The following is a 14,516-nucleotide window of genomic DNA, read 5'->3' on the forward strand; positions in this document are numbered from 1 at the left end:
CATGAACAACCATCTCAGAACGCTGCGCGCTGACCGGGGGTGGAGCCAGGCCGACCTGGCCGCTGCCCTGAGTGTCTCGCGCCAGACCGTCAATGCGCTGGAGACCGGTCGTTATGACCCGTCCCTTCCGCTCGCCTTCAAGATCGCGCGGGTTTTCGAACAGCCCATTGAATCCATCTTCTCCGATGAAGGAGCCTGACATGATGTCCCGGTCCGAACTCACGACCCAGCCGCTCATCGTCAAGATCATTGGCGGCCTCGCCCTGGCCGCAGTCGGGGCCCTGACCGGCTACGGTCTGGCAAACGCCCTTGAAGGCAACCGGGACGCGCCCTGGGCCGACAGCCTGGCCCTCGCCATGGCGGTGGCCCTGCTGACCATCGCCGGGCTCAGCGCCATCACCATGGCCCTGCGCCCCTCGACCGTCCCCAGGGGCTGCGGGGTCCTGCAGATCATCGTCTTCCTGCTCGCCGGCCTCATGTTGCTGGCCCCCATGTATGCTCCGGCCCTTGCCTCGCCGGACACGGTCTTCGGCGGCATAGTCGTGCTGCTGATCATCCAGACAGTCGCCAACGTCATGCTCTGGCGCGCCGCCGACGAAATGCTGCGCCAGGTCATGGCGGAAACCAGCGCCATGGCCTTCTGGGCCCTGCAGGGGTCGCTGTTCCTCTATGCCGCCGCCGAGCGCCTAGGCCTCGTCGACACCGTCAGCGGCTGGGGCCTGACCGGCATCCTGATGGCCGTCTATCTGGTCGCCTCCATCGTCGCCGCCGCCCGTCGCGGTATCGCCTGAGCGTTCGTCGCTCCCTCTTCCCCGAAAGCCTGATCGAAAGGATCTGAGCCATGACCTTCGCCGCCTGCCTGAAGTCCACCACAGCCGCCGCCGGCCGCGCCGCGCTCGGCGTCGCCCTTGGCCTTGGCCTGACCGGCGCCCTGCTGGGAGCCGCGCCAGCGGTCGCCTTCGCCCAGGACGCTGCCGCAGCCCCGGCCGCCGCCCGCGCGGTCATGCCCGCCCAGGGCCAGGGCCCGGCCTTGTGGGTCCTCCGCGACTCGGATTCCACCCTCTATCTGTTCGGCACGGTCCACGTCCTGCGCCCCGAGACGGCCTGGGGCACGCCCCGGGTCGACGCCGCCTTCGACAGCGCCGACCGGGTCATCCTCGAGATCTCCAACCCCGATGACCAGGCGGCGATCATGCCTCTGGTCCAGCAGTTCGGCATTTCACCGGACAGACCCCTCTCGAGCCTGCTGACGCCTGCCGAGCTGGCCCAGCTCGACACCGCCGCGCAGACCATCGGCGCCACGGCGGCCCAGCTGGATCCCCTGCGCCCCTGGCTCGTCGCCCTGTCGCTGTCTGTCGCCCCGCTGGTCAAGGCCGGCTACGATCCCCAGTCCGGGGTGGAGCTGATCTTCAAGGCGCGGGCCGAGGCGGCCGGGAAGCCGGTCGCCGGCTTCGAGACCATCGACAAACAGGTCTCCATGCTGGCGGGCCTGTCCGAGGACACCCAGCTGGCCTTCCTGCGCGCGACGCTCGAGGAGGTCGAGAATGCAACGGCCGAACTCGACGCCCTTGTCGGTGCCTGGGCGACAGGCGACGTCGCCTCGATCGAACGGCTGGGCGTGGCCGAGATGCGCGCTCAGTCCGAAGAGATCTACCAGGCCCTGCTGGTGAGCCGGAACACCGACTGGGCCGACCAGATCCAGACCTTGCTGGCCGGTTCGGGGACCGTCTTCATCGCCGTGGGTGCCGCCCACCTTGCCGGCGACGACAGCGTTCAGGAAATCCTCGAGGATCGGGGCGTGGACGTCGAGGTCGCCCGGTGACGGACGGCCCTTAACGCGCTCCGGTGCCGACCAACCCGCGCTGGGTCAGGATCACAGTGATCGGCCTGATCGCCCTGGTCTGGATCAACGCCATTATTGCGATCGTCGGCGGCCAGCCCTGGATCGAGGCCGGGGTCGGGGCGCTGCTCGCCACCTTCCTGCTGTCGGCGGTCGACCTTGGTCTGGATTTCAGCCGAAAGCAGGGAGAACGCGCATGAAACGGTCGGCCGCCGTGGTCTTCGTTATCGTTGTCCTCGGCTGGGTCTGGCTGGAGGTCTTCTCTGACCAGCCCGTCGAGGGGCTCAAGGACGTTCTGTTCTGGATCGGTATGGGGGCCGTGCTGGTCAGCGGCTGGGGGACCGGAGCCGCGCCTCGCGCTGACGGGTGCGGCTTGGAGCGGGCGGCGGGAATCGAACCCGCACGAAAAGCTTGGGAAGCTTTCAGGCTACCACTACATCACGCCCGCGGAAGCTGGCAGCACCCTAGCGAAAAGCGCCCGGCGCTCAAGTGCGGACGGCGCGGTCGCTGAATTATCCAGTCTCGTGAAAATCCGTCCGGACAAGGAATCATTGTCTCGTCGTTGTTGTAAAGTATTCGTCGCGATAAATTGACGAATATCGATCCGACTTCGGATGAACTGTAATAATCGGGAGAATTTCTGTCATTTCAGCTTTGCAATGAACTCTTAAAGGCGGCCCTCGGGAGCGCTGGGATCGTGTCGGAATGACGCGCGGCGCTCCGCACATTTCCAACCCGAGGGGAACTCGATGCTTCGTCTGACCAAGGTTCTGATGGCCGGTGCGGCCGTGATGGCGCTGGCCGCCTGCGGCTCCGCCGAAGTGGCGTCCCCCGGCGAGGGTGATTTCGGCGGCGGCACCGGCACCGGCGGCGGTACGGGCCCGACCCCGCTTCCGCCCGGCACCCCGGCGGCGGATTGCCCGACCGGTCTTAGCAACATCGGTCTGGTCGCCGGTGGCACCCTGCGCGCCTGCCAGCTGCCCCAGGACATCATCGGCAACCTGACCCTGTCGGTCCGCGCCGGCACCATCTATGCCATCGCCGGACGCACGCAGGTCGGTATCGACCGCGGCATTGATCCCGCTGCCCCCACCGGCTCGCAGGGCATCCTGACGATCGATCCGGGCGTGCGCATCTTCGCCTCGGGTGGTTCGGACTATCTGATCGTCAACCGCGGTTCGCAGATCTTCGCCGAGGGCACGGCGTCCAACCCGATCATCTTCACCAGCCGCCAGAACGTCGAAGGCACCACCACCCTGACCTCGCAGGGTCAGTGGGGCGGTCTCGTCCTTGCCGGCCGCGCGCCGCAGGCCAACTGCCAGCTGACCGCCCCGGTGACCTGCACCGGCCAGGTTGAGGGCACCTCGGCCTTCTACGGCGGCAACACCCCGACCGATAACTCGGGCCGCATCCGCTACGTCCAGATCAAGTTCTCGGGCTTCGAGATCTCGACGGGCAATGAACTGCAGGGCCTGACCATGGGCGGCGTCGGCTCGGGCACCACGGTCGAGTTCGTCCATGTCCACAACTCGTCGGATGACGGCATCGAAATCTTCGGCGGCAACGTCAATCTGAGCCGGATCGTCATCACTGGAGCAGACGATGACGGCCTCGACACGGACACCGGCTGGCGCGGTGGTGCCCAGTTCGGCATCGTGACCCAGCGCGCCCCGACCTCGACCAGCCGCTCGGCCGGCTTTGAGTTCTCGGCGGCCCCGGCCGCCACCCCGCTGGCCAGCCGCTACAACTCGCAGCCGCGCATCTCCAACTGGACCCTCGTCGGCCGCAACGCGCCGACCGACGCCCACACTGTGGCCCACTTCGACACCGGGACTGCTGCGACCGTGATCAACTCGGTGTTCACCGCCGCTACCGGTTCGGTCGCCGGCTGCCTGGCCATCGCCGACGCTGACACCCAGACGGCGGGAGCCAACTTCCGCTCGGTGTTCATGTCTTGCCCGATCTCCTACCGTCCGGCGAACGTCACGATCTCGACCGCCGTCTTCACCACGGCCCCGAGCGTCGGCAACACGGCAGCCGGCACCAACACCATGACGGCCCCGGCCTCCGGCACGACCCTGACCAACCAGGTCCTGACGTTCATCAATGGTGCCAACGAGGCCGCAGTGGTCCCGGTGAACGCTCCGGCCGTATACAGCGCCTTCACGGCGACGACCTATATCGGTGCCGTCCAGAATGCTGCCGACACCTGGTACGCCGGCTGGACCTGCGGCCTGTCGGGCAACACGACCTGCTGATGACGGAAGCACGGCGGCGATCCCTTGGGGGACCGCCGCCGCCTTTCCCGCTTTCCGTTTGAACCCCTTCAAGGCGCAGATCATGAAGACGCTCTCTCTGACCCTAACAGGGGTCCTCCTGGCCACCAGCGCACTGATCGCGCCAGGAATGGCCTACGCACAAACCACACCGCCCCCGGTCGAGGCTGACCAGTCCGCCGAACCGCAGGACGAAACCACCGAGGTCGAGGAAATCGTCGTCCTGGGCCGCTATATTCCCGAGCCGAACCGCGAAAGCCCCGAGGTCGCCGCCTTCCTGACGTCCGAGGACCTGGCCCGCACCGGCGATTCAAACGCCGCCGCTGCCCTGACCCGGGTGACCGGTCTGTCGATCGTCGAGGGCCGGTTCATCTATGTCCGTGGCCTCGGTGAGCGTTATTCCTCGGCCCTGCTGAACAACTCGCCGCTTCCGAGCCCCGAGCCGCTGCAGCGGGTCGTGCCGCTCGACCTGTTTCCTTCCAGCATCCTGGACGGTGTGACGGTCCAGAAGACCTATTCGGTCAACTATCCCGGCGAGTTCGGTGGCGGTGTCATCGACCTGCAGACCATCGACGCGCCCGCTGATCCCTTCTTCACCCTGTCGACCGGCATCGGTGCCAACACCGAGACGACCGCCCAGGAAGGCCTCATCTACTTCGGCGGCCGCACCGATTTCCTCGGCTTCGACGACGACACGCGTGACGTCCCGGGCCCGCTGGCGCTGGCGTTCGCGTCGGGCCGGCGCATCCAGGCCGGACCGAACTACACCCCGGTCCAGTTGCGCCAGATCGGCCAATCGCTCAGCAACGCGCCGCTGCGCCTGCTTCAGCGCGAGGAAATTCCGGTTGATTTCAGCCTTTCGGCAGCAGGCGGCTTCTCGAACGAGACCCCGATCGGCGCGCTCGGTGTCATTCTGTCGGCTGGCTATGACAACAGCTCGAAAACGCGCGAGGGTTTGCAGGAAGAGGGCCAGTTCTCGGGCTCCAATCTGATCGTCTCAACCAGCAAGGCCTTCCGGTCGACGCAGAACGATGTCCAGCTGAACCTGCTCGGTGGCCTGTCGTTGTCGAACCTTGATCACGAGGTCCGCTGGACCAACTTCTATGTCCGCAACACCTCAAAGGAAGCGCGGATTCAGGAAGGCCCCGACTTCGATGCCGGCGGCTCGGTCATCCGCGACGACTTCACAGAATGGTACGTGCGCCAGCTGTTCTCGACCCAACTGGCAGGCGAGCACGAGTTCGCCGATGGTGCCCTGGAGATCGACTGGCGGGCGGCCTATTCCACCACTTCGCGGGACGCTCCGTATGAGACGCGTTTCGGCTACGGGCTCAGCGCGACCGGGGCCTACGTCCACGATATCAACCGCAATCTGATCTCGTTCAGCGAACTTAGCGACGACGTGGTGTCGGGCGGAGCGGACTTCCGCTACACCCTGCCGCTATCAGACTATCGCGAAGCGGTGTTCAGCCTGGGTGTCGCCTATTACGACAACACCCGGGACTCCGAGCGTCGCGACCTGCGCTTCATCTCGCCGGGCGGCCTGTCCCAGGACCAGCGGGAGTCGCGCGTCGACTTCCTGTTCTCGGACTTCAATATCAACGGCACGACGCTTCAGCTGGAGGAGATCACCGGCTCCAACGGGGCGGCGGCCTATGACGGGGCGCTGACGGTCAATGCCGTCTATGGCCAGGTTGAGGCGGAGATTATTCCGCTGGTCAATCTCACCGTGGGCGTTCGCTACGAGGACGGCGAACAGTCGATCACGCCGCGGGACCTGTTCGGCGGGGCGGCACCCTTCCGTTCGACCCGGATTGAAGAACAGTATTGGTTGCCCGCTGCGACGGTGACCTGGAACTTCGCCGAGGACATGCAGCTGCGCCTCGCCGCCTCGCAGACCATCGGGCGTCCGCAGTTCCGCGAACTGGCTCCGCAATCCTATACGGATCCGGACAGCGACCGGACCTTTATCGGCAACCCGTTCCTGATCGACACCGAGTTGCTGAACCTGGATGCCCGCTGGGAATGGTATTTCGCCCGCCAGCAGTTCATCACGGCCGGTGTCTTCTACAAGGACCTTGAGAATCCGGTCGAATCGATCATCGTCGACGTCGGAAACCAGCGCCAGCAGTCCTATCTGAACGCGCCCCAGGCCACGATTTTCGGTGCCGAGGTCGAGGCCAAGAAGTTCTTCGAGTTCCCGGACAGCGCCATGTCGTTCATCGCCAACAAGCGCTGGTTGGTGCAAGCCAACTACACTTTCTCGGACTCCGAGGTGAAGGTGGAAGCCGCCGACCGTGTGCTGACACTCGGCGGTGCAGGACGGCCCGAGAGCGCGGCCTTCTTCATTGCCGATGGCAGCCGGATGCAGGGCCAGTCCGAGCACGTCGCCAACCTGCAACTGGGCTGGGAAGACGATACGGCCCGGTCGCAGGCGACCATCATCGTCAACTACGTCTCCGAGCGGATCACGGCCCGCGGTGCCGGCGTAGGCGGTAGCCGCGAGCCTGACTACATCCAGGAGCCGGGCGTGTTCCTCGACTTCGTGTATCGCAAGGACTTCACTGCGATGGACCGGGACCTCGGCTTCGCCCTGGAACTCCGTAATCTGCTCTCGACCGCCTTTGATGAATATCAGGAGAAGGGCAACAAGATCCGGATCAACAACTACGATCTCGGCTCCAGTGCCTCGGTCAGCCTGACCGCCCGCTTCTAAAAGAGCTTACGAGTTCAGAGACCAGGGCCGTCGACCGTGAGGTGGGCGGCCCCTTTTTTTTGTCCTCCCCCGTCGGGGGAGGGGGACCGCGAAGCGGTGGAGGGGGCCCGAACCAAACACCGAGTTCGTGGTCGGCCCCCTTCGTCACGTCGCGAAGGGCTCCGGGCCACCTCCCCCGATGGGGGAGGATGTTAGTCCACCGCCCGATAGACGACCTCGCCATCGACGATGGTCAGAACTGCGTGACCCTTGGGAATGTCCGCCTCCGGAACAGTCATCAGGTCGATGTCGAAGGCGGTGAAATCGGCGCGTTTGCCGACCTCAATGGTGCCCAGTTCGTCTTCGCGGAACGAGGCGAAGGCGGGCCACAGGGTGAACATCTTCAGGGCCGTGGCGCGGTCGACGGCCTCGTTCGGGCGCCAGTCGGGTCCCTGGAAGCCTTCCAGATCGCGGCGGGCGACGGCGGCGTAGAACTCGATCAGGGGATCACCGCGCTCGACGGGTGCGTCGGAGCCTCCGACCACGACGACGCCGAGATCCACCAGACTGTGCCAGGCATAGGCACCGTCCAGCCGGGCATCGCCGAGACGGGCCGGGGCGAAGTGGAAGTCGCCGATGGCGTGGCTGGGCTGCATGGACGCGATGACCTGCAGGTCCCGGAACATCGGCTCATCCGAGGGGAGCAGGATCTGGGCGTGCTCTATCCGCCAGCGGGGATCTGCGATGGCGCGTTCACCCGGCGGCACAGCCGCCATGGCGTCGCGATACCAGTTCAGCACCTCGGTATTGCCCCGGTCGCCGATGGCGTGGGTGGCGGCCTGGATGCCCGCGCGCAGCGCGTTTTCGTACAGCGGGACCATCTCCTCGCGCGTCGTCTGCATCAGGCCCGAGGTATGGGGAGCGTCAGAGTAGGGGGCGTGCAGGGCGGCACCGCGTGAGCCGAGGGCGCCGTCGACGTAGTATTTGATGGCCCGGGTGATGATCCGGCCGTCGGCGACGCTCCGCGGGCCGGAGGCGATCAGGGCCGCGCCGCCCTCTGGCGTGACGCTGTTGTAGATGCGCAGCGGTGCCTCACCGGCCTCGGCCATCTGTTCCAGCAGGGGGATGTCGGACCAGGGCGCGCTCATGAAATGGACGCCGGTCCAGCCGTAGCGGGCCTCAACCCGGAAGCCGGCGCGGTAGGCGTTCCGCTTCGCCTCGGGATCGGCCTGGGGCATCAGGGGGGCGAGAAGGGACATGGCGGCGTCGACAAGGAAGCCGGTCGGTCGCCCGTCAGGGCCTTTGGCGATCTCCCCGCCCGACGGGGCGATGGTCGAGGCGTCGATATCGGCGGCGGCGAGGGCGGCCGAGGAGGCCGTGATGGCGTGGCCGTCGGCGCGTTCCAGCAGGACGATACGGCCGGGTGCGGCGGCATCGAGGTCGGCGGCGGTCAGGAATCGGGCCCCGTTCGCGCTCTCCGGCCAGCGCGTCTCGATCCAGCCGCGGCCGATGATCGGGCCGTCGGGATGGGCCTCGGCCCAGGCCGTCAATCTGGCCATGGCGTCGACCACGGAGATCGAGCCCTCGAGGTTCAGCGTCAGCTCGCGCCAGCCGATCCCGTCGAGATGGGCGTGGCCGTCGGTGAAGCCGGGGAAGAGGGTCGCGCCATCGAGGTCGATGACGGTCAGGCCCTCGGTCGAGGGAGTGTCGGCGGCGGAGCCAACGTATGCGATGCGGCCGGCGCGGGCGATGACGACCTCGGCGGTGGGGGAGGCTTCATTGCCGGTGTGGATGGTCCCTCCCCGGATCAAGAGGTCCTGCGCCTGTGCCGGAAGAGCGAGGGCCGCGAAGGCGGCGGCGGTCAGGAAGGTTCGAAGCATGGGGTCACCGGACTGGCGGAAATCGGACCTGGAGTTGCGGGGATTGGCGCGCGAAGGTCAAGGCCGGGTGGAGCGGCGGTCGGCCCGGACTCCAGAACACCGTCCGAAGCGTTCGAAGCGTTCGAAGCGTCCGGGAAGGCGTCGAGACTCCGGAAATTGGAGTCCAGATAGTCCGTAGAGTCTACTCGGCGGGGGCGCGTGATGGCGATGTCAAAGACCGGGACCAGTGTCTCACGGTTTTCGGGAGCGGTTGGGATAAGGCCTCTGAATCATTCCGACCGTTGATTTCAATGGCGGATTCGGGGGATGTGTTGATGGGTATGGCTTCCCTCTCCCGGCGGGAGAGGGCTTGAGGCTTGCAGAGCGAAGCGATGCGCCAGCCGAAAGGGTGAGGGTCGTGCCTCACCGGTTAGCATCCGACCCTCACCCTTTCGCGCAAGTCCGATCGCCTGACGGCTCCCGGGCGCTCAAGCCCTCTCCCACCGGGAGAGGGAAGATTAACCCGCGACCGGAGACGGAACCCCGACCACGTCGTCGACCGAGCCCGTTGTGACCGGGTGATACCCCGGCCGCGCCGTCGCATAGACGCGCGTCGCGATGGGACGGCCCCAGTCGCCCTGGCCCCACAGGGAGGTGTAGAGCGGCAGGACGAATTTGCGGCGGCCCTGCGAGGTCAGGAAGCGTTCCAGCGTCGGCACGGCCGGCTGGTAGCGATGGGCGACGACGACCTGGAGCCACTGGAACAGAACCTCGGCATTGCCTTCGGCGCGCAGATTCAGGGTGGTTTCCAGATCGGCCAGCTGGGCGTTGGTGAGCCATGGCCGGGTCGCGGCGGCACCCGCAGGACGCCAGGCGAGGAAATGCTGGCGCTCCTGCGTCGACCAGCCGGACCAGGGGATTGCCGAGGCTGGGCCCTTGTCGGCGAAAAAGGCGTCGGCGGCGGTGTCGACGGCCGTCAGGGCGGTCGAGACCGGGGCCTGGGCGTTCGACGGCAGGCCGGGCTGATAGACCCAGTTGTCGAGCTGCAGCTCACGCTCCAGCCCTGAGTCGTCGCGCACCAGATTGGCGCGGATGTCGACCAGGAAGCCGGCCGCGGTCATCGGGCGGAAGGCGTTGCGTTCGAAATAGCCCTTGAGCCAGGCGTCGAACCGTTCGCGGCCGACGATGCGCTCGATGGTGCGCAGGAAGGCGGCCCCCTTCTCGTAGGGGATGTCGTTCAGACCGGCGTCGGGATCGCGGCCTTCGAGATCGACATGCAGGCGGGTGTCGAGCGGCTCCATATCGGCCAGCGACGACTGCAGGTCATTCCAGCCGAGGACCTGGAGCATCATCGCGCGGTCGCGGCCGTAGACCGCCTCCATGATCCGGTTCTCGAAATAGGTGGTCGTGCCCTCGTTGAGCCAGATGTCGGCCCAGGTGGCGTTGGTGACGAGGTTGCCGGACCAGCTATGCGCCAGCTCGTGAGCGACCAGCGAAACCAGCGACTTGTCGCCGGCGACCACGGTCGGGGTGGCGAAGGTCAGGCGCGGGTTCTCCATCCCGCCGAACGGGAAGGAGGGCGGCAGGATCAGCAGGTCATAGCGGCCCCAGCGGTAGGGGCCGTAAAGGGCCTCGGCTGCGTCGACCAGCTGGCGCATCTCGGAGAACTCGTTGCGCGCGGCCTCCAGACGGCTCGGCTCGGTCCAGACGCCGACGCCTTCGCCGACGGAGGCGAACGACAGGTCGCCGACCGCGAGCGCGATCAGATAGGGCGGGACCGGATTGGTCATGCGGAAGCGATAGGCGTGCATGCCGTCAGCGGCGCGTTCGCCGTCGGGCGTCAGCATCTCGGCCGACATGACGGCCTTGAGCGCCTCGGGCACGGTGATCTTGGCGGACCAGGTCTGGCGGATACCGGGGCTGTCCTGGGTCGGGACCCAGGTCCGGGTCAGGATGGCCTGACCCTGGGAGAACAGGAAGGGTTGCTGGCCGCCCGCCGTTTGCGCCGGGGTCAGCCATTGCAGGGCGGCGGCGTCCGGGCGGGTCGAATAGGTCACCACGACCTTCCGGGCCTTGCCGGCCTGGAAGGCGGGAACGGTGACGGTCAGGGCCTGGCCCTTGATGGGGTCCTCGGCACCGAGCGCGAACTGCAGGGCATTGCCCCTGTCGTCGGCGACTGAACGGATCTCCAGGTTCCTGATGTCGAGGATGACCTGGGTCGCGCCGGGCTCACCCGTGACGTCGAGGGTGGCCGTGCCGCTGAGCGTTTTCGTCGCGAAGTCGGCGGTGAGGTCGAGATCGACGTGTTTGACCCGGGCAACGGCGGGTCGGGCATACGAGTGGATATCCGCCTCATAGGTCACGGGCGCGGTCGCCGAGGCCGGCAGGGGCGGCATGTCGGACCTGCTGTCGGACTGGCCGCAGGCGGCGACGGCGGCGAGCAGGGCGGCGGTAGAAACCATGGCGATCAGGCGGGCGCGGGACATCGAGGCGAACTCCGAAACGTTTCGGCGCGGAGGGAGCCCTGAAAGTGCGGCGAGATCAAGGGGCGGTTTACTTCGCCGCGACCGGGACCGGATTGCGGGCGACGAACAGCTTGCCGCGTTCAGCGATCAGCACGAACAGCAGGGCCGTGATCCCGCACAGGGTGATGCCGAGCGTCATGGGCACGACCGTGCCGTTGAACGACTGGCCGATGCCGAAGCCGATCAGCGAGCCGATGATGGTCGAGATGAACCCCTGGGCCGAGGAGGCGGTGCCGGCGATATGGCCCATCGGCTCCATCGCCATGGCGCCGAAATTCCCGGCCAGCAGCCCGAAGCAGAACATGGTGCAGGCCTGCAGGATGCCGAAGGTCCAGATCGTCTCGTGGCCGCTGAGCGTGACCATCAGGTGGATGGCGGCGAAGGTGATGAAGCCCAGCAGCGCCGTGTGGCCGATCATCCGCGAGCCCAGCTTCTCGACCAGCCGGGCGTTGACGACGGAGGCTATGGCGATGCCGCCGGCGATCAGGGCGAAGACGGTAGTGAACAGGGCCGGGGCCTCGAACACGTCGAAGAAGATCTGCTGCGACGAGTTGATGAAGGCGAACAGGGCGCCCGTGATCGCCGTCATGGCCAGGGTGTAGCCGATGGAGATGCGGTGGGTGACGGCCTCCCTGAAGGCCAGGGCGATGCGGCGCGCCTCGATCGGCAGGCGATCCTCGGGGTGCAGGGTCTCGGGCAGGCGGAGACCGGCCCAGATCATCAGGGCGACGCCGGCGAAGGCGAGGACGCCGAAGATCGCTTCCCACGGCGCGACGAGCAGGATGGCCTGGCCCAGCGAGGGGGCGATGACGGGCACGCCGAGGAAGACGAGGAAGCTGAGGCTCATGACCCGCGCCATGGTCCGCCCCGAGAAGCGGTCGCGAACGATGGAGACGGCCAGCACCCGTGTGGCGGCCGAGCCCATGCCCTGGCCGATGCGGGCGAGGATCAGGGTCTCGAAGGTCGGGGCCAGCATGGCGACGATGCTGAAGGCGACATAGATGCCGACGCCGATCATCAGGATCGGCTTGCGCCCGAACCGGTCAGCGAGCGGGCCATAGACGATCTGCATGGCGCCGAAGCCGAGCAGATAGGCGGTGATAACCCACTGGCGGCTGTTCTCGTTGGTGACCCCGAGCGCGTTGCCGATGTCGGGCAGGGCCGGCAACATGGAGTCGATGGCCAGTGCATTGAGCGCCATCATCAGGGCGATCATGCAGACGAACTCGGGGAAGCCGGGGCCTTTGGGCCTGGCGATTTCGTCTGCTGCTGAGGTCATTGCGCCCAGATGAGCCTTGCGGCGCGACGCCGCAACCGCGAGGCCTGTAACTTTTCGCAACTGCGAGATGACGCCGGAGGGGTCGTCGTTACGGCATGAACTGGATGGTGCGGGCGAACTGGTGATCGGCGGACGACCGGTCGGTGGTCGCGTCGCACATCAGGGCGATCGCGGCCTCGCCGAAGCCCATGCCGGGGTGGGTCTCTTCCAGGATCCTGCAATCGCCGACGTGGCCATCGGCGAAGGCGGTGCATTCCAGGGTCACGGCGACGCTCTGGAGCATGGGGGTGGGTGCCGGATCGACGGCCAGGACCGGCGCCGGCTCGACGAGCGACGCGCGGGTGAGCACGGGCTGGCCCAGCGAGGGGTCGACGAACAGGGCGAGGGCGAGGGTCAGGGCGATCATGGGACGGGCCTTTGGACTGCTGCATCAATGATCGACGAACGGGAGCGTTCCAGCTGTGCAGCAGGCGACAACGGACCTATCGCTGTTGTGACCCGTTCGGCACACTGGCGAGACGGACAACAGGGCGACCCATGGCGAAACGACCGGCGACGGCGAAGAAGACCCTGTCGGCGGCGAACCTGAAGGCACTGGGGGACGCGCGGCTGGCCGACCTGCTGATGGAGATGGCCGGCGAGGACGCGGGCTGGAAGCGGCGGCTCCGCATGGAGCTGGCGGCCGAGGTCGGGGCGGCCGATCTGGCGCTGGAGATCGACAAGCGGCTGAACACCCTGGCGGGAAGCCGGACGCGGGTGTCGTGGCGCAAGCGGCCGGAATTGCTGGCCGATCTGGCGACGGTGCGGCGGATCATCGTGGACAGACTGGCGGCCATGGATGCGCGGCTGGGGCTGGACCGGCTGGTGGCCTGGTTCGACCTCTATCCGGGGCTGGCGTCACGGGTGAAGGATCCGAAGGGCGAACTGGCCCTGTTGTTCGACGGGTCATCGACCGAGCTGGCGGCGACGGCGTCGCTGGCCGGACCGGAGGTCGCGGCGCCGATCCTGATCGAGGCGCTGAACACCCGGCTGTCGGAATGGGGATCGTGGATAGGGCGAGGGGCGGCGGGCCTGAGCAAGCCACTGGCGCGGGCGCTGCTGACCGGGATCACCGAGGGCCGGCCGAAGCCCGCCGGGCGGCTGGCCCTGGTGGTGCGGAAACTGGCGGACCGGGCGGGGGATCTGGACGCCTGGATCGCGTCCCTGCCGGAACAGGACCGGATCAAGCCGGAGATCGGGGCCGAGGTCGCGCGGCGGCTGGCCGAGGCGGGGCGGGCGGTCGAGGCGCGGGCGGCGCTGGAGGCCTCGCGGCCGAGGTTGGTAGAAGCGTCGCGCCCGGGGCGGCGCGAGCCCGAGGTTCCGCCGCCGCCGCCCGAGGCCTGGCTGACCGCCGAGATCGCCGTCCTTGAGGCGGAGGGGGATGCGAAGGGGGCCAGCGACGCGCGCTGGATGCTGTTCGAACGAACCCTGGCCGAGGCGCCGTTGCGGGCCGAGATCGCGAAGCTGGCGGACTTTGAGGATGTCGTCGCCCTGGACCGCGCCTTTGCCCATGCGGCGGCCTGGCCGGATGCGACGGCCGGGTTGAGGTTCCTGATGACCTGGCCGGCGCTGCGTGAGGCGGGCGAGATGGTGGTGGCCCGTGCGGGCGAGCTGCGCGGCTCGGCCGACGAGGTGCCGCTGTGGGCGTCACGGCTGGAAGGGCGGCATCCGGCGGCGGCCCTGGCCCTGACCCGGTCGCGGGCGGTGGCCCTGACCCGGCTGGCGCTGGGCAACGGCGGGGAGGAGGTCGAGCACCTGATCCAGCAGGCCGTCGCGCTGGCCGCCCGGATCGGGGATGACGGGCACGACGGGTTCCTGCTGGCGCTGGAAGAGGCGGCCCGGCCGGTAAGGCGCGGCTGGCGGACGTAGTGACAATAGTTATCGCCAAAAAGTTTGGCCGGCGCGTCGTGTTGGCGTCGGACACGATGATATCGGATGCATCTACTGGTCGCGGCGACCCAATCCCAGGGCGCCTGAAAGCGATCTGCCTGAGCCCGACAGTG

At 67.4% G+C, this 14,516-nt stretch carries 11 protein-coding genes and 1 tRNA gene; 7 read left to right on the plus strand and 5 right to left on the minus strand.

Annotation, left to right across the window (positions count from 1 at the left end; translation table 11 throughout):
* Position 1: 1 nt before the first annotated feature.
* From ACW18A_RS00430 to ACW18A_RS00445, 4 genes are read left to right on the plus strand one after another with little or no spacing between them, the layout of a single operon-like run.
* Positions 2-199 (plus strand): helix-turn-helix transcriptional regulator, encoded by a 198-nt coding sequence (locus ACW18A_RS00430; protein ID WP_492022859.1) that lies wholly within the window; start codon positions 2-4, stop codon positions 197-199.
* A gap of 1 nt (position 200) precedes the next feature.
* Positions 201-791, plus strand: a complete 591-nt coding sequence (locus tag ACW18A_RS00435; RefSeq protein ID WP_492022860.1) for a hypothetical protein — start codon at positions 201-203, stop codon at positions 789-791.
* Positions 792-841: 50 nt separating this feature from the next.
* Positions 842-1,822, plus strand: coding sequence for a TraB/GumN family protein (locus tag ACW18A_RS00440; RefSeq protein ID WP_492022861.1), 981 nt, complete (start codon positions 842-844; stop codon positions 1,820-1,822).
* 56 nt (positions 1,823-1,878) lie between these two features.
* Entirely contained in the window at positions 1,879-2,040 is a 162-nt protein-coding gene (locus tag ACW18A_RS00445; RefSeq protein ID WP_492022862.1) for a hypothetical protein, read from the plus strand.
* A gap of 174 nt (positions 2,041-2,214) precedes the next feature.
* Here ACW18A_RS00445 and ACW18A_RS00450 read toward each other — a convergent pair.
* A tRNA-Gly gene (locus tag ACW18A_RS00450) sits at positions 2,215-2,288 on the minus strand.
* Between the two features lie 301 nt (positions 2,289-2,589).
* Here ACW18A_RS00450 and ACW18A_RS00455 point away from each other — a divergent pair.
* Positions 2,590-4,098 (plus strand): beta-helix domain-containing protein, encoded by a 1,509-nt coding sequence (locus ACW18A_RS00455; protein ID WP_492022863.1) that lies wholly within the window; start codon positions 2,590-2,592, stop codon positions 4,096-4,098.
* An 82-nt stretch (positions 4,099-4,180) separates the two neighbouring features.
* Positions 4,181-6,832, plus strand: a complete 2,652-nt coding sequence (locus tag ACW18A_RS00460; RefSeq protein ID WP_492022864.1) for a TonB-dependent receptor domain-containing protein — start codon at positions 4,181-4,183, stop codon at positions 6,830-6,832.
* A 191-nt stretch (positions 6,833-7,023) separates the two neighbouring features.
* Here the strand turns inward: ACW18A_RS00460 and ACW18A_RS00465 are convergent, their stop codons facing one another.
* The 4 genes from ACW18A_RS00465 to ACW18A_RS00480 all read right to left on the minus strand — a co-directional run bounded on the left by ACW18A_RS00465 (position 7,024) and on the right by ACW18A_RS00480 (position 12,880).
* Positions 7,024-8,691 (minus strand): amidohydrolase, encoded by a 1,668-nt coding sequence (locus ACW18A_RS00465; protein ID WP_492022865.1) that lies wholly within the window; start codon positions 8,689-8,691, stop codon positions 7,024-7,026.
* Between the two features lie 497 nt (positions 8,692-9,188).
* Entirely contained in the window at positions 9,189-11,156 is a 1,968-nt protein-coding gene (locus tag ACW18A_RS00470) for a M1 family metallopeptidase (RefSeq protein WP_492022866.1), read from the minus strand.
* 67 nt (positions 11,157-11,223) lie between these two features.
* On the minus strand, positions 11,224-12,474 hold the full coding sequence (locus ACW18A_RS00475; protein WP_492022867.1) for a multidrug effflux MFS transporter: 1,251 nt from the start codon (positions 12,472-12,474) through the stop codon (positions 11,224-11,226).
* An 88-nt stretch (positions 12,475-12,562) separates the two neighbouring features.
* Positions 12,563-12,880: a hypothetical protein gene (locus tag ACW18A_RS00480; protein ID WP_492022868.1), complete on the minus strand. Its 318-nt coding sequence runs from the start codon at positions 12,878-12,880 to the stop codon at positions 12,563-12,565.
* Between the two features lie 131 nt (positions 12,881-13,011).
* Here ACW18A_RS00480 and ACW18A_RS00485 point away from each other — a divergent pair, with 131 nt between their 5' ends.
* Positions 13,012-14,382: a DUF6880 family protein gene (locus tag ACW18A_RS00485; protein WP_492022869.1), complete on the plus strand. Its 1,371-nt coding sequence runs from the start codon at positions 13,012-13,014 to the stop codon at positions 14,380-14,382.
* Positions 14,383-14,516: the final 134 nt, after the last annotated feature.

The sequence above is a fragment of the Brevundimonas sp. AVps5 genome (genome assembly GCF_058681515.1).